This window comes from Microbacterium sp. JZ101 (assembly GCF_053903175.1).
Genome location: NZ_CP096400.1, coordinates 3,073,472 through 3,095,851, shown reverse-complemented (window position 1 = coordinate 3,095,851; position 22,380 = coordinate 3,073,472). Strand labels below are relative to the sequence as shown.

Here is a 22,380-nt window from a genome sequence, read left to right as displayed (position 1 = left end):
GCGGCGGCGGACCCGATGCGGATGGCCGCGGTGCGGGAGTGAACATGGCTGTCTCGAGGCGCACGTCGCGCGACATCCGGAGCGAGTCGCGGCTCGACGTGCTGCATGTCCTGCTGTCGCAGGGCGAGACCACGCGCAACGAGATCGCCCGCACGACGGGACTCAGCCCGGCGACCGTCGCCACGGTGGTGGGCGAGCTCCTCGTCGAGGGCATCGTCGTCGAGACCAAGGTCACGGTCGGCCGGATCGGGCGGCCGACGGCGACGCTCGCGATGAACCCCGATCGCGGCCGGGTGGTCGGCATCGACGTCGCCGAGACCTACGTGCGCGCCGAGCTGTTCGATACGGCGCTCACCCAGATCGCGCTCGTCGACGTCGAGCGCGACGAGCACCTCCTCGACCCCGACTCCGTCGTCGAGGCGATCGGCAGCGCGCTCGACCGCGTGCTCGAGCAGGGCGGCGTCGACCGGCGCGATGTGCTCGGCGTCGGGGTCTCGCTCCCGGGCCTCGTGCAGGCGCCCGCCGGCGTCTCGGTGCTCGTGCCGAACTGGACCTGGCACACCGTCGAGCTCGACCGCCTGCGCGAGCGGGTGGGGCTGCCGCTCGTCATCGACAACCCGCTCAAGGTCATCGCGACGGCCGAGCTGTGGCTCGGGCGCGGCCGGTCGCACTCGAGTCTCGTCACCGTGAACCTCGGCACGGGCGTCGGCGCCGCGATCGTGCTCGAGGGGCGCATCCTGCGCGGAGCGACGAATCTCGCGGGGGAGTGGGGGCACTCGCTGCTCGCGCTCGACGGACGCGGGTGCCGCTGCGGCCGCCGCGGCTGCGTCGAGGCCTACGTCGGAGCGCCCGGGATCCGGCAGACGCTCCGCGAGATCGCCCCGGACCATCCGCTTCTCGCGCTCGACTCGCAGCGCGACTTCATCGAGGCGATGGCCGGGGCGGCGGATGGGCCCGAGCAGGATGCGGCGGTCGACGAGACGATCGCGCGCACCGCCTGGTACCTGGGCTCGGCGCTCGCCGATCTCGTCGCGGTCGTCAACCCCGAGGTGGTGACGCTCACCGGCTGGACGGCCTGGGCGCTCGGCGACCGCCTGCTGCCGGCGACCCGCGAGCACCTGCGCGACCAGGCGCCCGGGACGGCCGGGGCCGACGTCGAGCTCGGCGTGTCGACGATCGGCGGGAGCACCGTGTCCACCGGAATCGCCGTCATCGCGCTCGAGCGCTTCCTCGCCGACGCGGGCCTTCTGACGAGCCGGACGCCGATCGCGCTCTGACGCCTCTGCGCGCTCAGCATGTCGGGGCTCTGCAGGCTCTGCATGTCTCACTCTCCGCGGTTCTGGCGGGGGCGAAGCCGCCGAGAGTGAGACATGCAGGGCTTGCTGCGGGCGTCGGGGTGCGGTGTGCGGGACACAGCGCAGGAGTTCCCGTGGCCTGAGCCGCGGGAACCGGATTCCGGGGCGTGGCCGCGGATCTCCTGCGTCGTGTCCCGCGCTCAGTCGACCGGGATGGTCGTTCCGCGCACGACGAGCTGGACGGGCGTGTGCAGGACGCCGCTCTCGATCCCGTTGTCGTCGAACGCGTGGAAGAGGTGCTGCGCGGCGGTGCGACCCAGCGCCTCGAAGTCCACGCCGACCGTCGTCAGGCGCGGACGCGAGTTCTCTGCGAGCACCGTCCAGTTGTCGAAGCCGATCACCGCGAGGTCGCGCGGCACGTCGCGTCCGAGGTCGCGCGCCGCGTCGAGCACGCCGCGCGCGATCTGGTCCGAGCCGCAGAAGACGGCGTCGATCTCCGGATCGCGCTCGAGCAGAAGGGCCGCAGCCGCCCGCCCCCAGTGCTCCGACCACTCGCCGAGCATCGGCTCCGCCGCGAAGGCCGTGCCGGCCGCGGCGAGCGCCTCCTGTGCTCCGCTCAGGCGATCCTGCGCGGCGGCATAGGAGGGATCGCCTCCGATGTGCACGATGCGGCTGCGGCCGCACGCGAGCAGATGGCGGATGGCCAGACGGCCGCCCTCGACGTTGTCGGGCGTGAGCGACAGGTCCCGCGGATCGCTGGACGGTGCATAGACGTACACCACGGGGACCGGCAGCGCGCGGCCGAGGCTCCTGCGGGGATCGGTGCGGTCGCCCACGACGATGATCCCGTCGACCCTGCGGCTGAGCAGCGCGCGCAGGTGATGCTGCTCCCGGACGGCGTCGCCGCGCGCGTCGCACAGGAACACGTCGATGCGCCCCGCGCCGAAGGCGTCCTCGGCACCCATGAGGATGGGCAGGACGAAGCGGCCGTCGAGGTCGCTCGTGAGGAGTCCCACCGTGCTCGTACGCCCGGCGGTGAGGCCGCGCGCGACCGCGTTGGGGGTGAACCCGACCTCCTCGGCTGCCGCCAGCACGCGAGCCCTCGTCGCCGCTGCGACGTCGGTGCGGCCGTTGAGTGCCTTGGAGGCGGTCGCCGCCGAGACGCGCGCGCGCTGCGCGACGTCGTTCAGGGTGGCGGCCCGCCCGTTGCGCTCCGTGCTCATCGCTCTAGCGTGCCACAGTCTCGAAACCGTTACATGGACTTCTGCGCGGTCGTGCTTGACGGCCCGAAGTGTCGCCGCTAGATTCAACGAAAGCCGTTTCGAAAGCTTTCGTGCGGCATGTCGAGCATCGGCGGCAACGGCGGCGTGCTCGCTCAACGAAGAGCCAGAGGAGCAGACACATGATCACGACCATCCGGCGCGGCACAGCGATGCGCGCCGCAGGACTCGCCGTCGCGGGTGCGCTCGCGGTGGGCCTCACGGCGTGCTCGGGCGGCAGCGGAGGCCAGGCCGCGGTCGACGAGATCCCCGCCGAGGGCGTAGACGACGGCTCCACCCTCTCGCTGTGGACGCGTGCGCCGATCGAGGCGCAGGCCAAGCTGCTCGTGGAGGAGTACAACGCCACGCACGAGAACCAGGTGGAGCTCACGGTCGTCCCGAACGACGACTACGTGGCGAAGGTCGGGGCGGCCGCGGGGTCCGGCGGGCTGCCGGACCTGTTCGCCGCCGACGTCGTCTACGTGCCGAACTGGGCGGGCCAGGGCCTCTTCCAGGACATCTCGCCGCTCGTCGAGCAGCTCGACTACGCCGACGAGATCAACGCGGGCCACATGTCGGCCGGCACGATCGACGATGCCGAGTACACGCTGCCCTTCGTGCTCGACCTGTCGGTCATGATGTGGAACAAGGAGCTCGTCGAGCAGGCGGGCCACGACCCCGAGAAGGCCCCCGAGACGATCGCGGAGTTCGCCGAGATCGCGCGTGACGTCGACGCGCTCGGCCTGGACGGCGTCTCCGGCACCTCGACCGGCCTCAACTGCGGCGGCTGCCTGCTCTTCACGTGGTTCCCGTCGATCTGGGCGTCGGGTGAGGAGGTCCTCAGCGAGGACGGCACCGAGTCGCTCCTCGACGGCGAGGCGGCGCAGGAGATCTACCGCACGTGGAAGGGCCTCGTCGACGACGGCGTCGTCGCGCCCGGGTCCGAGGACGAGACCGGCGCCACGTGGGTCGCCGGCTTCCAGGAGGGCAAGGTCGGCATCATGCCGTACCCGGCGACGCTTCTCCCGGCTCTCGAGTTCGACGCGGGCGTCGCGGGCCTCCCCGGCGTCGACGGCGGCGCCTCGACCTTCGTCGGAGGCGACAGCATCGGCATCTCGAAGGACTCCGAGCTCTCTGCGCAGGCGTGGAACTTCCTCGCGTGGATGATGTCGGAGGAGACGCAGGTCGACGTCCTCGCGGCGAACGGCAACGTGGTCTCCCGCGGAGACCTCGCCGACAACGAGCACGCATCGGCCGACCCGCGCCTCGTGACGATCAACGAGGTCGCCGCCCAGGGCGACACCCCCGTGGCCGTCAGCTTCCAGCAGGCCTTCAACGCCGCGGGAAGCCCCTGGCTCACCCTCGTGCGCAACGAGGTGCTCGGCGAGGGCGGAACCCTCGAAGAGGACAACGCCGCGATCACCGAGATCCTCTCGCAGTGACAGCCGCCGTCGGGGTGCTCCCCGCAGCGGAGCGCCCCGACGGCATCGGACAGAAGGATCCACGATGACCACCGCCGCCACGACCGCGCGACGTCCCGGGCGGACCCGCGCGCAGCGCGCGCACGCCATCCAGGGATGGCTGTACGCCTCGCCCACCGCCCTCTTCGTCGGCGTTCTCTTCGTCGTCCCCCTCGTTCTCGTCGTGGCCATGTCGCTCGGCGACTGGCCGCTGCTCGCGGGCTTCCGGGGCTGGAACTTCCCCGACAACTACGTCGCCGCCGTCGACCACCGCCTGTTCTGGGAGGCCATCCGCTTCACGGTGATCTACACGATCGCCGCGACGGTCCTCCTCATCGGCCTCGGCCTCGGGCTGGCCCTGCTCGTCCAGGAGTCGTCGCGGTGGCGGTCGTTCCTGCGCACCGCCTTCCTCGTGCCGAGCGCCCTCGGCCTCGCCTCGGCGTCGCTCCTCTTCTATGTCCTGTACTCGCCGATCGCGGGTCCGTTCGCGGAGTGGATGGAGTCATCCGGCTTCACGATCCTCGGGACGCCGGGCGGCGCGCTCTGGGCGACGGTCTTCCTCATCGTGTGGCGCTTCACGGGGTTCTACATGCTCCTCATGCTCGTGGGCCTCCAGGCGATCCCGGGCGAGGTGTACGAGGCGGCGCGCATCGACGGGGCCTCGAAGCTGCAGACCTTCCTGCACGTCACGATGCCCCTCATGCGGCCCACCTTCGCGCTCACGATCGTCATGTGCGTCACGGGCTCGCTGCTCGCGTTCGAGCAGTTCTACATCCTCACCAAGGGCGGTCCCGACAACTCCACGATGACGGTCGTGCAGCTCATGTACTCCATGGCCTTCCAGGGGCAGAACGACCTCGGGATCGCGGGGGCGCTGTCGGTCATCGTGCTCATCGCCCTCGTCGTCATCAACGTCTTCCAGCTGCGGGCGCTCCGCGGCGGAGAGGAGAGCTGACATGACCGCGCTCGCTCCGACCGAGACCGAGGTCATCGTCACGGAGGGCCGCGGCGCGTCGCGCGCGCCGCGGCAGGGCGGATGGCGCCGGCTGCTCGCGAGGGCGCCGTTCGGCATCTTCTCGGCCGCGCTCGCGGCCGTCTTCCTCTACCCGCTCGTCTGGGCCGTCGTGTCGTCGTTCGCGCCGCGCGCCGGCACGAGTCAGACGGAAGGCTGGGGTCTCGGGAACTACGCGACGCTCGCCGAGTTCCAGGCGGGCATCTGGGTCTACCTCGGCAACTCGCTCGTCGTGTCGGGCCTCACCGTGATCCTCACGCTCGCGATCTCGTTCCTCGGCGGATACGCATTCGCCCGGTTCTCGTTCCCGGGGAAGACCGCGCTGTTCCTCACGACCCTGGCCATCCTCATGGTCCCGTACGCGACCCTCCTCATCCCGCTGTACGTGATCCTCAACGGCCTCGGCCTCGGCAACACGACCGTGGGCGTCGCCCTCGTGCTCACGATGTTCCAGCTGCCGTTCTCCACGTTCATGATGCGGATCTCGTTCGAGTCGATCCCGCGCGAGCTCGACGAGGCCGCCCTCGTCGACGGCTGCAACAGCTTCTCGGCGCTGTGGCGCGTGCTGCTGCCCGCGACCAAGCCGGGGCTCATCACGGTGGGGCTCTTCGCCTTCCTCACCGCGTGGAACGACTTCATCGCGCCCCTCATCCTCATCAGCGACACGAATCGGATGACGCTGCCGCTCGCGGTCGCGAATCTGCGCGGCCAGACGATGGGCGTGATCGACTACGGCGCCACGCTCGCCGGGGTCGCGGTCCTCGCGCTGCCCTGCGTGCTCCTGTTCCTCGTTCTCCAGCGTCACTACGTGCAGGGCTTCATGTCCGGCGCCTTCAAGGGATGATCATGACACTCACCACATCGCACCGCGCGACCGCGGCGGCTGCCGCTCCTGTCCTGCCGAGCTCGGGCGCGCTGCGTCCCCTGGGGATCGAGGAGGTCGCGATCACGGGAGGGTTCTGGGGTGCTCGGCAGCGCGTGAACCGGCGCGCGACCCTCGCGCACATCGGCACGTGGCTCGAGCGCGAGGGCTGGATCCGCAACTTCGAGCTCGCCGTCGCCGGTGGGCCGCCCGAGGGCCGCCGTGGTCGTGAGTTCTCCGATTCCGAGGTCTACAAGTACCTCGAGGCGCTCGCGTGGGAGATCGGCCGTGCCCCCGATGACGAGCTCGAGCGCGCGTTCCGCGACGTCGTCTCGGTCGTGGGCGCGGCGCAGGAGCCCGACGGGTACCTGAACACGCGGTTCGGCCGCCCCGGTCAGGGCCCGAGGTGGTCCGACCTCGAATGGGGGCACGAGCTCTACTGCCTCGGGCACCTCTTCCAGGCCGCGGTCGCGCGGGCACGCACGAAGCCCGGCGCCGACGACGGGCTCCTCGAGATCGCGACACGCGCCGCCGACCTCGTCTGCGAGGTGTTCGGCGAGGACGGCATCCCGTCGATGTGCGGGCACGCGGAGATCGAGATGGGACTGGTCGAGCTCGGTCGCGTCACAGGCGAGCCCCGCTACATCGCGCAGGCGAAGCTCTTCGTCGACCGGCACGGCACGGGCGTGCTCGCGGACATCGAGTTCGGCCGCTCGTACTTCCAGGACGACATCCCGATCCGCGAGGCCGACGTCCTCCGCGGCCACGCCGTGCGCGCGAACTACCTCTCGTCGGGGGCACTCGACGTCGCGGTCGAGACGGCCGACGGCGAGCTGTCGTCGGCGCTCGTGCGGCAGTGGGACAACACGGTCGCCCGCCGCACGTACATCACCGGCGGGCAGGGCGCCCACCACCAGGACGAGGCGTTCGGCGCCGACTTCGAGCTGCCGCCCGACCGCGCCTACTCCGAGACCTGCGCGGGCATCGCATCGGTCCAGTTCAGCTGGCGCCTGCTGCTCGAGCGAGGGGAGGCGAAGTACGCCGACCTCATCGAGCGCACGCTGTACAACGTCGTCGCGACCTCGCCCTCGTCCGCTGGCACGGCGTTCTACTACGCGAACACGCTGCACCAGCGCACGCCGGGAGAGGTCGCCGACCCGGATGCGCCGTCCGCGCGTGCGGAGTCGTCGCTGCGCGCGCCGTGGTTCGAGGTGTCGTGCTGCCCGCCCAACGTCGCCCGCACCCTCGCCAGCCTCGCCGCGTACGTCGCGACCGTCGACGAGGAGGGGCTCCAGATCCACCAGTACGCTCCGGCCACGATCTCCACGACGGTCGCCGGGCACGACGTCGCACTGCACGTGGAGACGGACTACCCCGCGGCCGGCGACATCCGCGTCACCGTGGACGCCGCAGCGGACGCGGAGTGGGCGCTCTCGCTCCGCGTGCCCAGCTGGGCGGTCGGAGCAGCGCTCGAGGTCCGTTCGGCGGACGGCGGGGTCCAGACGCTCGCGGCGGAACCCGGGTACGCGACCGTGCGTCGCGCGTTCTCCGCAGGCGATGTCGTGACGCTGCGCCTCCCTGTCGCGCCGCGGCTCACGCGGCCGGACGCGCGCATCGACGCGATCCGGGGCGCGGTGGCGGTGGAGCGCGGCCCCGAGGTGCTGGCGCTAGAATCGGTCGACCTCCCCGAGGGGATCGGCGTCGATGTCGTGGCGATCGATCCCGACGCGCCCCTGCGCGAAGAGGACGGACGCGTCGTCGCGCGCCTGGCCATCCGCCGCCCCGTCGACCTGCCGTGGCCGTTCGGAGACCCCGAGGTCGCAGACGAAGAGCAGATCGTCGACGTGCCGCTCATCCCGTATCACGAGTGGGCCGAGCGGGGTCCCTCCACGATGCGCATCTGGATCCCCGAGCGCCGCGCGGGGGCCTGACCCCGCCGCCCCTTCCACCCACTCCGACTCTGCATGTCTCACTCTCCGCGGCTCTGGCGGGCGCGAAGCCGCCGAGAGTGAGACATGCAGAGTCGGGGACGCGGAGTCTCGGGGAGAGCGGATGGCCGGGGCTTGTTCCCGCTCACAGGCCGCCGCGATCGCTAGGCTGAGGGGGCCGCGCGCCGTCGCGCGCGGCCCCCGTCCCGCTCCCGGCGACGGCGAGACCGATGGAGGACTCCGGTGGCGAACACGAGCGCGGACAAGCCGAACATCCGGCAGGTCGCCCAGCTCGCCGGCGTCTCGCACATGACGGTCTCGCGCGTCCTCAACGACTACCCCTACATCAAGGAGGCCACGCGCCGCCGCGTGCTCGAGGTCATCGAGGAGCTCGACTACCGCCCCAACATGGCGGCGCGTGCCCTTGCGACGCAGCGCAGCCAGCGGATCGGCGTGCTCGTGGAGAGCGCGGTCGAGTTCGGCCCGACGAGCACGCTCCGCGCCGTCGAGTCGGCCGCGCGGCTGGCCGGATACTCCGTGGGCGCGATCGCCCTGCGCGGCGGCGACGAGATCACGCCGCAGGAGGCCGTGGACAACCTCACGACCCAGGGGATCGACGCCCTGTGCGTCGTCGCCCCGCGCTCGTCGTCGATCGCCGCCCTCCGCAAGATCTCGATCGGCGTCCCGGTGCTCGTCGTCAAGCCCGACAAGGACCCGGCGTTCCTCACCGTCTCGGTCGACCAGCAGGAGGGCACGACCCTCGCGGTCGACCATCTCGTCTCGCTCGGGCACCGCGACATCCTGCACCTCGCCGGGCCGCTCGACTGGCTCGACGCCCGCGCACGCGAGCGCGCGTTCCACGCACGCGCGAAGGCGTGGGGCATCCGGGAGCGCCCGATCGTCGTCGGCGACTGGACGGCCGACTTCGCCTACGACTTCGCCAGGGGCATCCGCGAGCTGCCCGACTACACCGCGATCTTCGCGGGCAACGACGACATGGCGGTCGGGCTCATCCACGGGCTCGCCGACCGCGGATTCTCCGTGCCAGACGACCTCAGCGTCGTCGGCTTCGATGACGTGCCGCTCTCGGCGCACGTGCTGCCGCCGCTCACGACCATCCGGCAGAACTTCCACGCGCTCGGCGTCTCCGCGGTCGACATGCTGCGCGCGGCGATCGAGAAGCGCGAGATCCCTCGCGTGACGCGCATCCCCGCCGAGCTCCTCGTGCGCTCCTCCACGGCCGCGCCGCGGGAGGGGCGATGACCGCGCGTCAGCCCGTCGTGGAGATGACGGGGATCTGCGTCGAGTTCGCGGGGGTCCGCGTCCTCGACGACGTGGACCTCACGCTGCGCCCGGGCGAGGTGCACGCGCTCATGGGCGAGAACGGCGCCGGCAAGTCCACGCTCATCGGCGCGCTCACCGGAACCGTGCCCATCCGCTCGGGCGAGGTTCGGATCGACGGAGACGAGAGCGTTCCCGTGGGCGTCGCGCGCAGCCGCGCACAGGGCATCGCGACCGTGTTCCAGGAGACGCGTCTCAGTCCGCACCTCACGGTCGCCGAGAACGTCATGCTCGGCAACGAGATCCGAGGCCGCCTCGGCATCGACTGGAAGGCCAACCGCGCCCGCACCCAGGAGGTGCTCGCGCGGCTCGGCCTCGACGACGTCGACCCCCGCGCGCCGCTCACGGCTCTGTCGCCCGCGGTCAAGCAGCTCGTCGCCGTCGCGCGAGCCCTCGTGCTCGAGCCGCGCGTCCTCATCCTCGACGAGCCGACCGCGAGCCTCGACGCGGCCGAGGTCCGCACGCTCCTCCGGGTCGTGCGGGGTCTGCGCGACCGCGGCGTCGCCATCCTCTTCGTCTCGCACTTCCTCGAGCACGTCTTCGCGATCGCCGACCGGATGACCGTGCTGCGCGGCGGGCGCGTGGTGGGGGAGTACGCCGCCGACGATCTCGACCGGGCCGACCTCATCTCGAAGATGATCGGCGAGGACATCGAGGCGCTCAAGGCGCTGCGCTCGGAGCGCCTGTCCCACCACTACGCGGCCTCGGGGGAGCCGACCCTGTCGGCCTCAGCGCTCGGACGACGCGGCACGCTCGAGCCGACAGATCTCGAGCTCTCCCGTGGCGAGGTGGTCGGCTTCGCCGGGCTGCGCGGCTCGGGGCGGACCGAGCTCGCGCGCCTCATGGCGGGCGCCGAGCGCGCCGACAGCGGCGAGCTCTGGGTCGACGGACGGCGGGTGCAGCTCAGCAGCCCGGGCGCCGCGCTCCACCACCGCATCGCCCTCTCCACGGAGAACCTCCGCGACGAGGGGATCATCGGCGGGCTCACGGCGCGCGAGAACATCGTGCTCGCTCTGCAGGCGCTGCGCGGATGGTCGCGGCCGCTGTCGCGCGGCGAGCAGGACGCGCTCATCGAGACGTACCTCGAGGCCCTGCGCCTGTCGCCGTCCGACATCGACCGCCCCGTCGAGGAGCTCTCGGGCGGCACGCAGCAGAAGATCATGCTCGCGCGCCTCCTCGCTACGCGCCCGCACGTGCTCATCCTCGACGAGCCCACGCGCGGCATCGACATCGGCGCGAAGCTCGACATCCAGCGCAAGGTCGCTCAGCTCGCGGGGGAGGGCGTCGCGGTCGTCTTCATCTCGTCGCAGCTCGAGGAGGTCGTGCGCCTGAGCGATCGCATCGTCGTGCTCAAGGACCGCGAGAAGATCGGCGAGCTCAGCAACGGCCCCGGCGTGACCGTCGACACGATCGTCGAGATGATCGCCGCCGACCTCGACGGGGATCTCGGGGACTGATCCCGTCACGATCCGATCTCGCCCTTGCACGGAACAAATTGTTCCCGGTAACATCTCGAGCATGGCGCACCACGCGTCACTGCAATCGGCAGCGGATCCACGACGGATCCGGATCGCCGGGCGGCCCTGCGCCCGGTGTCTCGAGGAGGAGAACCATGTCTGCACACAAGCGCGTCTTCCAGGTGCTCGGTCTCGCGACCGTCGGCGCCCTGTCGCTCGGTCTCGCTGCCTGCTCGGGCGGGGCGGCCGGCGACGACGACGTCACCACGATCGGCTTCGTCGCGGTCGGGCCCGAGGGCGCCTGGCGCGAGGCGAACGAGCAGAACATCCAGGACACGTTCACGGAGGAGGCGGGCTACGAGCTCAAGTACGCGCCCGCCACGAACCTCGACCAGAAGTCGCAGATCGACGCGTTCACGTCGTTCGTCGACGAGGGCGTCGACGTGATCCTGCTGTCGGCCACCGAGGCCACCGGCTGGGAGGACTCGCTCAAGCGGGCCCAGGAGGCGGAGATCCCCGTCGTGCTGCTCGACCGCGGCATCGAGCCCGACGACACGAGCCTCTACGTCACGCGCATCGCGCCCGACAACATCGAGGTCTCCACGGCGGTCGCCGAGTGGGCGGTGTCGGCCTTCCCCGACGGCGCGAACTACTTCGTGCTCGAGGGCCCGGCAGGCGTCTCTGTCGTGAACGAGCGCAACGAGGGCTTCGACGCCGTCGTCGGCGCCGAGTCGAGCTTCACGAAGATCGGCGCGCAGACGGCGAACTGGTCGACCGAGGAGGCCAAGGGCGTCGTCGAGACCGTCCTGAAGTCCAACGACAACGACGTGCAGTTCATCTTCGCGCAGAACGACGAGATGGGCCTCGGCGCCGTCCAGGCCGTCGAGGAGGCGGGCCTGACGCCGGGTGAGGACGTCAAGATCGCCACGATCGACGGCACGCAGGGCGCCCTCGAGGCCCTCGCGGCCGGCGACCTCAGCTTCGTCGCCGAGTACAACCCGCTGTTCGGCGAGACCGCCCTCGACGTCGTCGAGAAGGTGCTCGCGGGCGAGGACGTCGAGCCGAGCATCGTCGTCCCGAGCGAGACCTTCGACTCGCCCGAGGCCGCCGAGACCGCGCTGCCCGACCGCAAGTACTGATCGGGCACGCGCCCGACGTGCGGGGCCCTCGCGGGCCCCGCACGCTCAGACCACCCGCGGCACGCTCGCGGCGACAGATGTGGAGCATGCGATGACGCAATCGCGTCCGATCGTCGAGATGGAGGGCATCTCGATATCGTTCCCCGGCGTGAAGGCCCTCGACGAGGTGAGCTTCCGGCTCTTCCCCGGCGAGGTGCACACGCTCATGGGCGAGAACGGGGCCGGGAAGTCGACCCTCATCAAGGCGCTCACGGGCGTCTACCGGATCGACGAGGGCGAGATCCGCATCGCGGGCGAGCCGCGGCGGCTGAGCGGCACGGCCGACGCGCAGAGCGCGGGCATCTCGACCGTATACCAGGAGGTCAACCTCTGCGCGAACCTCACGATCGGCGAGAACGTCATGCTCGGCCACGAGGTGAAGGGCCCGCTCGGGATCAACTGGCGCGCGACGCACCGCCGTGCCGGGGAGACGCTCGAGAAGCTCGGGCTCGGCCACCTCGACCCCAAGCAGTCGCTCGCGACCCTGCCCCTGGCCATCCAGCAGCTCGTCGCGATCAGCCGGTCGATGGTCGCGCAGTGCAAGGTGCTCATCCTCGACGAGCCGACCTCGAGCCTCGACGCGAACGAGGTCGAGCAGCTCTTCGCGGTCATCCGCCGCCTGCGCGACCAGGGCGTCGCCATCCTGTTCGTCTCGCACTTCCTCGACCAGGTCTACGCGATCAGCGATCGCCTCACGGTGCTGCGCAACGGCCGGTTCGAGGGCGAGTTCCGCACGCGCGAGATCGACCGCGCGACCCTCATCTCCACCATGATCGGCAAGGACGCCCAGACGCTGGCGTCGCTCGACGCCAAGCCCGCACGGCGTGTGCGCGGCGACGCGCTGTACTCGGCCAAGGGGATCAGCCGCAAGGGCGCGATCGAGGAGGTCGACCTCGACCTGCACCGCGGAGAGGTCGTCGGGTTCGCCGGCCTCCTCGGATCGGGGCGCACGGAGCTCGCGCGCCTCGTCTTCGGCGCCGACCGCCCCGACACGGGCGAGGTCGCGCTCCGGGGCAAGAAGGCCGACATCTCGACGCCGGCGAAGGCGCTCGCCGAGCGCATCGCGTTCTCGAGCGAGAACCGCCGCGACGAGGGCATCATCCGCGACCTCAGCGTCCGCGAGAACCTCATCCTCGCCGTCCAGGCCAAGCGCGGCTGGGCGCGCCCGCTGCCGCGCCGCGAGCAGGATGAGCTCGTGAGGAAGTACATCTCGGCCCTCGGCGTCCGCCCGACCGATCCCGAGCGGCCGATCCGCCTGCTCTCGGGCGGCAACCAGCAGAAGGTCCTGCTGGGCCGGTGGCTCGCGACCGAGCCCGAGATCCTCATCCTCGACGAGCCGACGCGCGGCATCGACGTCGGCGCCAAGGCCGAGATCCAGGAGTACGTCGCCGCTCTCGCCGACGAGGGGCTCTCGGTCGTCTTCATCTCGTCGGAGCTCGAGGAGGTCGTCCGGCAGAGCGACCGCATCGTCGTCCTCAAGGACCACCGCAAGATCGCCGAGATCGACGGCGGCCCCGGCGTCTCCGCCGATTCCATCGTCACGATCATCGCCGAGGACGGCCTCGACGGTGCAGACGCGGATGGCGCCATCCGCGAGGAGGTCGCATCATGAGCGAGAGCGCATCCCGCTCCCGAGAGGTCCTGAGGGGACTGCTCAAGAGCCAGTACGTGTGGGGCGTCGTCGCCATCGTGCTCCTGCTCGCCGTCAACCTGGCGAAGGACCCCGGCTATCTCGCCGTCACGGTCGGATCGTCGGGCCACCTCGTCGGAAACGTCATCGACATCCTGCGGGCCGCCGCGCCGATCATGATGATCGCGGTCGGCATGTGCCTCGTCGTCGCGACAGGCGGGATCGACCTCTCGGTGGGATCCGTGATGGTCGTCGCCGGCGCCGTGTCGATGGAGTTCCTCAGCGCGGCACCCGACACACTCGGCTCGGCGTTCGCCGCGCTCGGTCTCGTGGTCGTCGTGAGCGCGGCGCTCGGCGCCGTGAACGGCGTGCTCGTGTCGGTCGTGGGCCTGCAGCCCTTCATCAGCACGCTCGTCATCATGCTCGCGGGGCGCGGTCTCGCGAAGGTCATCACGGGAGGCCAGAACACGACGGCCTCGAACGAGGCGTTCCGGTGGATCGCGAACGGGTACGTGCTCGGCCTGCCCGTCGTGTTCCTGCTCGCGCTGCTCATCGTGATCGCCGTCGGCCTCCTCGTCCGCCGCAGCGCCCTGGGCCTCATGCTCGAGGCGATCGGCATGGACGCCAAGGCCGCGCGCCTGGCCGGCGTCAACCGCCGCGCGCTGCTGTTCACGGTGTACATCGTCGGCGGGGTGCTCGCGGGCATCGCGGGGGTCTTCGCGACGGCGAGCGTGATGACCGTCGACGTGTCGCGCACGGGCTACCAGCTCGAGCTCGACGCGATCCTCGCGGTGGTCATCGGCGGCACGTCGCTCGCGGGCGGCAAGTTCAACGTCACGGGCGCCGTCGTGGGGGCCATCCTCATCGCGACGCTCGACAAGACGGTCGTCTTCCTCGGCATCTCGTCGTCGGCGACCCCGGCCTTCAAGGCCATCGTCATCGTCGCGCTCTGCCTCCTCCAGTCGGAGCGGGTGCGGCGCGTGTTCCGTCAGCGCCGGGCGCGCACAGCCCGCCCGGCCCAGCGAGAGGTCGTCGCGGCATGAGCGCTCTCACCACGCCCCCGGCTCCCGCACCCGCGCAGGAGCCCGGCCGCCTGAGCCCGATCCTCCAGCGGCTGTCCCTCCACCTCGACACGCTCCCGACCGCCGCGGCCGTCGTGATCTTCGTCGGGATGATCATCTACGGCGAGGCCGCGTACGGCCAGATCGTGCAGTTCAACACGCTGTCGAACCTGCTCATCAACAACGCGCACCTCATCATCCTCGCCGTGGGCCTCACGTTCGTGATCCTCACGGGCGGGATCGACCTCTCGGTCGGCGCCGTGATCGCGTTCAGCAGCGTCGCCGGCGTGCTGCTCATCAACGCGGGCTGGGACCCCTGGGTCGCGACCGTGCTCATGATCCTCATCGGCACCGTGTTCGGCGCGATCTCGGGCGTGCTCATCCAGTACTTCCACGTGCAGCCGTTCATCGCGACCCTCGCGATGATGTTCCTCGGCCGCGGTCTCGCGTCGATGCTCAGCACGGTGCCCGAGCGCCTCGCCGACGACTCCGCGCTGCGCACGCTGGGCACGCAGATCAAGGTCGTCGACGGGCCCAAGGTCAACGACATCGTGATCACCCCCGGCGTGCTCATCGCCGTGGTCGTCGTCGCGATCGCGTTCTTCGTGCTGCACCGCACCCGCACCGGGCGCACGGTGTACGCGATCGGCGGCTCGGAGCAGTCCGCGGCGCTCATGGGCCTGCCCGTGGCCGCGACCAAGATGTGGGTCTACGTCATCAGCGGCACCCTGTCGGGGCTCGCCGCCGTCGTCTACACCGCCCGTCTCGGCAGCGCCCAGAACATCACCGGCATCGGGTGGGAGCTCGACGCGATCGCGGCGGCGGTCATCGGCGGCACGCTGCTCACGGGCGGCGCGGGCTTCGTGCTCGGCTCGGTCGTCGGCGCCCTCGTGCTCGGTCTCATGAACGTGCTCATCACGCGCGACGGCGGCATCCCGCCGGAGGCCACGACCATCATCACGGGAGGCATCCTCCTCGTGTTCGTCCTGCTGCAGCGCGCCGTGCTCGCACGGCGTCGCGAGTAGCGCACCGACGCGCCGGCGCCTCATCGACCGATCGAGCGTGAGGCGCCGGCCGCGCCCCTCCGCCCTCGACGGGCGTTCCCCTGCGCCCTGCGCGCGACCCCCGGCGCCGATGACGACGCCGTTCTCGACGACGAGAGGCACGACCTTGAGAAGAACGCTCCGACCCGCCGCGATCGGCATCGCGGCGGCCCTGACCGTCGGGCTCGCGGCGGCGACGGCTCCGGCCGCCGCCGAGGACGCCGCGCCCCTTCTGCACTACGCGTTCGACGCGGCCCCCGCAGACGGCGTCACGATCGACGACCTCAGCGGCAACGGCAATCACGGCGCCCTGCGGCAGTCCGGCGCGGCCTTCGCCGACGGCGTGCTGTCGCTCCCGGGCGGGTCGGCCACGAGCTCAGCGGCCTACGTCGAGCTGCCGACAGACGACCTCGTCGGCCGCAAGGACCTCACCGTGTCGATGTGGGCGTCGCACCGGTCGGGGCCGGGGAACCTCGCCGCGGCGTTCATCGGCGCGCCCGTCGCGAGCGGCGCGTCGTACTCGAGCGGATACTGGCTCCTCAACCCGTCGAATCCGAGCGGCTACGTGAAGTCGGTCGTCACGAACACGGTCAGCGCGTCGGCGCCGTGGGGCACCGAGGTCGGCGCCGGCGCCACCGGCACGCCGACCGCGGGGGTGCGCACGCCCGCCGGGATGGCGCTCTACACGACCGTGATCGACGGGACGAACGGGCGACTCACCCTCTACGTGAACGGCGAGAAGGCCGCCGAGCACGCCATCGCGCGCGACGTCGCGAGCTTCGGCAGCAGCCTCGTCGCCTACCTGGGCCGCTCGACGTACCGCGACCCGTTCTTCGCGGGAGACATCGACGATCTCGCGGTGTACGGCGAGGCGCTCGACCCGACCGAGGCCGCCGCGCTCTACAGCGACGGCGCCCTCGATCGCGCGGTGGCGTCGGTCGACGTGCCCGCGACCGCGGAGGCCGACTTCACGCTGCCGACGACCGCGTACGGCACGTCGATCGCGTGGAGCTCGGATGACCCCGCGATCGCGATCTCGGGTGGATCGGCGACCGTGGTGCGCCCCGCACCGGGCTCGGGCGACGCGGCCGTGACCCTGACCGCGGTGTTCACCGCGGGAGCGCAGACGCGCACGGCGACATTCGCCGTGACGGTTCCGGAGGACCTCACCGACGCGGAGAAGGCGGATGGCGACCTCGCGGCGATCGAGATCGCGAACGCCGCAGACGTGCGGACGAACGTCTCCGTGCCCACGACCGGCGCGCACGGATCGGCGATCAGCTGGACGGTGCCCGAGGGTGCTCCGGTCTCGCTGCGCGACGGCGCGGCCGAGGGCACGCAGACCCTCGTCGTGGAGCGGCCCGCGGCCGGCGAGGAGGCGGTCGACGTCATCCTGACGGCGACAGCCCGCGTCGGCGACGCGACGCGAACCCGCGAGATCGCCCTGACCATCCAGCCCCTGCCATCCGACACGGCAGAGGAGGAGGCGTACGTGTGGGCCTTCTTCACGGGCGAGGGCGACGGCGCCGAGCGCGTGAGCCTCGCCGCCTCGCGCGGCAACGACGCCCTCCGCTGGAACACGCTCAACGACGGGCAGCCGCTCTTCACGTCGACGCAGGGCACGCAGGGCCTGCGCGACCCGTTCATCATCCGCTCGGCGGAGGGCGACCGCTTCTACATGCTCGCCACCGACCTCAAGGTCGCGGGCCTGGCCGGGGGCTTCGACGCGGCCCAGCGCACGGGCTCGCTGCACATGGAGGTCTGGGAGTCGAACGACCTCGTGCACTGGTCGGAGCAGCGCCATGTCAAGGTGTCGAGCGACTTCGCGGGGAACACCTGGGCGCCCGAGGCGTACTGGGACGAGGAGCTCGACACGTACGTCGTGTACTGGGCCTCGAACCTCTACGACACGACGGATCCCGCCGACCGGACGGCCGTGACGTACAACCGCATGATGTACGCGACGACCGACGACTTCGTCACGTTCTCCGAGGCGCGGCCGTGGGTCGACGTGAAGCGCGGCACCGGCCGCGGGACGATCGACGCGACGATCGCCAGGGTCGACGGCACGTACTACCGGTTCCTCAAGGACGAGGCGTCCATGACGATCCGCCAGGAGCGCTCGACGGACCTGCTCTCGACCGTCTCGGGCACCCTGCCGGATGGCGAAGGCGCGGCCGACGAGTGGACGCTCGTGAAGGACCAGGTCGCGACCGGGCTGCCGAACGGCGAGCCCGGCGGCATCTTCACCCAGGGCGAGGGGCCGAGCATCTTCCCGGCGAATGACGGCGACGTGAACGGGTACGAGTGGTACCTGTTCATCGACCAGCCGTCGTACCACGCGGGGCCGAACTACTACATCCCGTTCGCGACCGACGACATCGCCGACGGCGATGCGTGGCAGCCCGTCGGCGCCACGCTGCGGGAGAACCTGCCGCAGAACGCCGATGGCGGCAAGCCGCGGCACGGAACCGTGCTGCCCGTGACCCGCGAGGAGTACGAGACGGTGCTCGAGGCGTTCGCGCCAGACCTCGCGGTGGCCGAGGCCGACGCGATCGCCGTGACGACGCCCGCGGGCACGGCGCCGGCGCTGCCCGGTGCGCACCTGACGATGGCGGATGGCTCGGAGCAAGATGTCGCGGTCGTCTGGGATGCGATCGACCCGGCCGCATACGCGCAGCCCGGCACGTTCACCGTGCGGGGCGTCGCGCAGGACGCATCCCGCGCGCCCGTGGAGGCGACCGTCGCGGTGACGGCGCCGCTCGAGGTCTCGGCGTCGACGCGCTGCGTCGGCGGGAAGGCGACCGTCGTCGTGAAGGCGACGAACGTCGGAGCGGCGGCGGTCGACGTCGCCCTGTCGTCGAGCTTCGGAGCGAAGACCCTCGCCGCGCTGCAGCCCGACGCGAGCGGCTCGGTCGCGTTCCCGACGCGCGCCGCGACCATCCCCGCCGGCGTCGTCACCGCGGCGGCCGGCGGCGCTCAGATCGACGCGCCCTACGCCGCCGTTACCTGCGGCTGACCCCGGTCGCTGACGCACGGGTCAGCATGTCTCACTCGCCGCGGGAAAGACGCCCCCTTTCCCGCGGCGAGCGAGACATCGGGACTGGCCACCCGAGACTGGCCACCCCCGACCCCGGACTCGCCGTCCGATATCCTGGGCTGGCCGTCCGACATCCCGGACTGGCCACCCCGGACTCGCCACCCGACCCCACCCCCCCCCGAAACCGGGCCACCCGGCCGATGCCCGGCGACTTCAACCACCGCCCGCCGCAGCCGCGGCGATTTACAACGATGGAGAGTGCAATGATGCAGACCTTCCGACGACGAGCGGCGACGGCCATGGCCGTCGGCGCGATGATCCTGGGGACGGGGGCGACAGCGGCGTTCGCCGACGCTCCGTCTGACGGGCTCCTCGCCCAGTACGCCTTCGGGCAGACGACCGGGTCGGAGGTGTCGAACACGGCGCCCGGCTCGCCGTTCGGAGCCGCGATCGTGCGCAACGTGCAGGACGCCGACTGGACCGGCGACGCCCTGACGCTGCGCGGAGGGGCGAAGGACGGGCCGGGCAACTGGGTCGAGCTGCCCGACGACCTGCTGAAGGGCGAGACCGCCGCGACGGTCATCGCGGAGGTGAAGGCGTCGGAGGCGATGCTCGGCGGCTTCCACTTCCTCTGGAACATCGGCAACGAGTCCTCGGCGACCGAGTACTTCTTCGCGTCGCTGAACTGCGGCTCGGGGCGCTCGCCGCTCGTCGGCCTCAAGGCCGCCGGGGCCGAGCGGCTCGTGCAGTCGGGCTCATGCGGCGTCACGGCCGACCGGTGGGTCAACGTCGCCTCGGTCCTCGACGCCGACGGCACGGGGCGCCTCTACCTCGACGGCGCGCTCGTCGCAGAGGGCGCCCTCGGAGCGACCCCGGCCGACATCGTCGACCAGTCGCTCAACGCGATCGGCCGCGCGCCGTGGCCCGACCCGCTCTTCCAGGGTGCGCTGTCGTCGTTCCGCGTGTACGACCGCGCCCTCACCGCGGCGGAGGTGGCCGACGTGTCGGCTTCTGACGCGCTCGTCCACGCGGACGAGCTGCGCGCCGAGGCGCAGGGAATCCTGGATGGCCTGGGCCTGTCCGATCTCGAGACGAGCGACGACATCGACCTGCCGACCGCGGGCGGCCAGGTGACGTGGACGTCGAGCGATCCCGCGATCGTCGCTCCCGACGGCGCCGTCACCCCGCCGCTCCAGGGAGGGTCGGCGGTCGAGGTCACGCTCACGGCCACGGTCGAGATCCGCGGTGCGAGCGCGAGCACCTCGATCGCGGTGACCGTGCTGCCCTCCGACGAGACCCCCGCGCAGCGCATCGAGCGGCTCGCGCAGCGGTTCGTCATCCCCTCGGTCGTCGCGTCCGGCACGGCCCTTCCTGCCGCACCCGAGGGCGTCGACATCGCGGCGACCGCGGTCAGCGAGGGCCTCACGGTCGACGAGGCGATCTCGACCGACGCCGACGAGCCGGTCGACGGGGAGATCTCGGTGACCGCGACCGACGCGGCAACGGGCGCGAGCGCCACGCGCACGTACGCGGTTCGCGTGCTCCCGGCCGATGCGTCGACGCCGCTGCTCGCCTACGACCGTCTGCCGACGACGGCCGCCGAGGCCAACAACGCCGACATCGCGCTGAGCATGCACCTCGCGCTCGGGCAGGATGGCGGATGGGTGCCGCTCAACGAGAACTACGGCGTCTTCTTCGCCAAGACCGCGCAGACTCCCGGTCCGAACGGCACGACCGAGGCCATCCTGCGGAGCCTGAGGAGCCCGCACCTGTTCTATCTCGAGGACGGCTCGTTCGGCATCGTGGCGACGCGGACGGCGCGCGGCGGCGGATCCGACGGCACGCAGAGCGGGCGCATGCTCTTCGCGCGCAGCACCGACCTCCTGTCCTACGAGGAGGTCGGCCTCGTCGACCTCGGCGTGACGAGCGGCGTGAACGATCCGGCCGTGGTCTGGGACTCCGCGACGCGGCGGTACGTCGTCTCCTGGACCTCGGACGGCGGCGCCGCGATGCACACGACGTTCGCCGACCTCGCCGACGCCTCGACGCGTGGCCCGGTCGAGCGCGGGGCCGTGTCGGCGACGGCCGGCGAGTCCGAGACCGGCGTCGAGGACTACGCGAGCGGCAACGCGATCGCGGTGACGGATGACGTCGCGCGCGCTCTGCAGGTGCGCTTCGGGCGGATCGCCAACACGACCGTCGCGCCCCTCGACGGCGTCGACGTCGCCGCGGGCGCTCCTCTCGAAGCGTCGGTTCTCCCGCCGCGCGCCGACCTCGCCTACGACGACGGATCGACCGCGACGCGCGCGATCGACTGGGATCCTGCCTCTCTCGCCGCCGTGGACACCTCGACGCCCGGCACGTACGAGGTGACCGGGACGATCGCGCAGCAGGCCTATCCGACGCCTTTCGCGGACGAGCGCGCCGATCCATCCGTCTTCCGCTACGAGTGGAACGGCCAGACGAAGTTCCTCATGATCGCCACGGAAGACCTCCACATGAATCCGATCGACCCCGCGAACGGCCCGCACATGCCGTTCCGGATCGCCGACACGATCGAGGATCTCTCGGATGAGGCCATCCGCTCGGGGCGCAACACCGAGGTCGATCTGCTGCGCGACGGCGACCTCGACGCATACGGCAAGGCGATGACGGGGTGCTTCTGGGCTCCTGAGTTCCACGTCATCGACGGCACGCTGTCGATCCTCTTCATGCCCTGCTACGACGGCGCGAACGGGCGCCCCGACATGTGGACGGGGCGCTCCTCGATCATCCAGCTGAAGAAGGACGCGCAGGGGAACGACCTCGATCCGGCGGTCCCGGCGAACTGGACGAAGGCCGAGCACGTCGTGCGCGCGGACGGGACGGCGCTCAACGCCGCCCAGGGCATCTCGCTCGACATGACGTACGTCGAGGACTCGGGGCAGTCGTACTACGTGTGGCAGATGCTCGGCTCCGTCTTCATCGCGACGATGGACCCGTCCGATCCGACGCGGATCACGTCGGATCCGGTGCGGATCGTCGTGCCGGAGTACGCATGGGACAACGTCATCGCCGAGGGGCCGAACGTGCTCGCGCACGACGGCACGCTCTTCCTCATCTACTCGGGCTCGACCGTGGGCGACACCTACACCACCGGTCTTGCCACGGCGACGGCGGGGGAGGGGATCGACCTCACCGACCCCGCGGCGTGGACGAAGCTGAACTACCCGATCCAGAAGTCGGGGCCGTTCAACGGCGCATGGCAGCTGGGGACGGGGCACGGCATGTGGTCGACCGACGAGGACGGCAACCTGCTCTACGTCTTCCACGCGCGGACCGACAACCTCGGCCTCACGGGGCGCGACACGTTCGTGCGCCGGGTGCACTGGGCGGTCGACGGCATGCCCGTGTTCGACCAGGAGGCCGATGAGGAGGTCGCTCCCGCGAACCGTGCCGTGAGCGTCGAGGTGACGGTCATGGAGCCCGCGCTCGCCCTCGAGGCCGAGGTGGGGGCGCGCTGCGTCGCGGGCCGCGTCGTGCAGACCGTCACCGTGGCGAACGAAGACGAGACCGTGCTCACCGCGACGGTGACCTCGCCGTACGGGGTGAAGACGAAGCAGGACCTCGCCCCGGGAGCACGGGCGTCCGTCTCGTTCACGACGCGTCAGGCGGCGATCCCGGCCGGCTCCGTCGAGGTCGCCGCGGAGGGCGCGGATGGCACCTCCGCCGTCCGCGAGATCGCCTACGAGGCCACCACCTGCGGCTGAGCCCGCGCCATCCATGTCTCACTCGCCGCGGGTTCGGCGCCGCCTTTCCCGCGGCGAGTGAGACA

14 protein-coding genes are annotated in these 22,380 nt (G+C 71.3%); 13 read left to right on the top strand and 1 reads right to left on the bottom strand.

Annotated features, from left to right (window positions below; all coding sequences use genetic code 11):
- Nucleotides 1-44: 44 nt before the first annotated feature.
- Entirely contained in the window at nt 45-1,277 is a 1,233-nt protein-coding gene (locus M1D56_RS14270) for an ROK family transcriptional regulator (RefSeq protein ID WP_456283950.1), read from the top strand.
- A 218-nt stretch (nt 1,278-1,495) separates the two neighbouring features.
- On the opposite strand, the gene M1D56_RS14265 is transcribed toward M1D56_RS14270, so the two are convergent.
- On the bottom strand, nt 1,496-2,518 hold the full coding sequence (locus tag M1D56_RS14265) for a LacI family DNA-binding transcriptional regulator (RefSeq protein ID WP_421075205.1): 1,023 nt from the start codon (nt 2,516-2,518) through the stop codon (nt 1,496-1,498).
- Nucleotides 2,519-2,697: 179 nt separating this feature from the next.
- Here M1D56_RS14265 and M1D56_RS14260 point away from each other — a divergent pair, with 179 nt between their 5' ends.
- From M1D56_RS14260 to M1D56_RS14205, 12 genes are all read left to right on the top strand, one after another.
- A complete protein-coding gene (locus M1D56_RS14260; RefSeq protein WP_456283949.1) occupies nt 2,698-3,996 on the top strand; it encodes an ABC transporter substrate-binding protein in 1,299 nt (432 codons plus the stop codon).
- Nucleotides 3,997-4,060: 64 nt separating this feature from the next.
- Nucleotides 4,061-4,969, top strand: coding sequence for a carbohydrate ABC transporter permease (locus M1D56_RS14255; RefSeq protein ID WP_456283948.1), 909 nt, complete (start codon nt 4,061-4,063; stop codon nt 4,967-4,969).
- A gap of 1 nt (nt 4,970) precedes the next feature.
- Nucleotides 4,971-5,870, top strand: coding sequence for a carbohydrate ABC transporter permease (locus M1D56_RS14250; protein ID WP_456283947.1), 900 nt, complete (start codon nt 4,971-4,973; stop codon nt 5,868-5,870).
- A gap of 2 nt (nt 5,871-5,872) precedes the next feature.
- A complete protein-coding gene (locus M1D56_RS14245; protein WP_456283946.1) occupies nt 5,873-7,819 on the top strand; it encodes a glycoside hydrolase family 127 protein in 1,947 nt (648 codons plus the stop codon).
- 240 nt (nt 7,820-8,059) lie between these two features.
- A complete protein-coding gene (locus M1D56_RS14240; RefSeq protein ID WP_456283945.1) occupies nt 8,060-9,079 on the top strand; it encodes a LacI family DNA-binding transcriptional regulator in 1,020 nt (339 codons plus the stop codon).
- Entirely contained in the window at nt 9,076-10,614 is a 1,539-nt protein-coding gene (locus M1D56_RS14235; protein WP_282978720.1) for a sugar ABC transporter ATP-binding protein, read from the top strand. The genes M1D56_RS14240 and M1D56_RS14235 overlap by 4 nt, the downstream gene beginning before the upstream one ends.
- A 155-nt stretch (nt 10,615-10,769) precedes the next feature.
- Complete coding sequence (locus M1D56_RS14230; RefSeq protein ID WP_282978719.1) at nt 10,770-11,753, top strand: ABC transporter substrate-binding protein; 984 nt, start codon at nt 10,770-10,772, stop codon at nt 11,751-11,753.
- Nucleotides 11,754-11,844: 91 nt separating this feature from the next.
- On the top strand, nt 11,845-13,404 hold the full coding sequence (locus M1D56_RS14225; protein ID WP_456283944.1) for a sugar ABC transporter ATP-binding protein: 1,560 nt from the start codon (nt 11,845-11,847) through the stop codon (nt 13,402-13,404).
- Nucleotides 13,401-14,465 (top strand): ABC transporter permease, encoded by a 1,065-nt coding sequence (locus tag M1D56_RS14220; protein ID WP_271172880.1) that lies wholly within the window; start codon nt 13,401-13,403, stop codon nt 14,463-14,465. The genes M1D56_RS14225 and M1D56_RS14220 overlap by 4 nt, the downstream gene beginning before the upstream one ends.
- Complete coding sequence (locus tag M1D56_RS14215) at nt 14,462-15,508, top strand: ABC transporter permease subunit (RefSeq protein WP_271172879.1); 1,047 nt, start codon at nt 14,462-14,464, stop codon at nt 15,506-15,508. The genes M1D56_RS14220 and M1D56_RS14215 overlap by 4 nt, the downstream gene beginning before the upstream one ends.
- 145 nt (nt 15,509-15,653) lie before the next feature.
- Nucleotides 15,654-18,545, top strand: a complete 2,892-nt coding sequence (locus M1D56_RS14210) for an immunoglobulin-like domain-containing protein (RefSeq protein ID WP_456283943.1) — start codon at nt 15,654-15,656, stop codon at nt 18,543-18,545.
- Nucleotides 18,546-18,829: 284 nt separating this feature from the next.
- Complete coding sequence (locus M1D56_RS14205; protein WP_456283942.1) at nt 18,830-22,315, top strand: family 43 glycosylhydrolase; 3,486 nt, start codon at nt 18,830-18,832, stop codon at nt 22,313-22,315.
- Nucleotides 22,316-22,380: the final 65 nt, after the last annotated feature.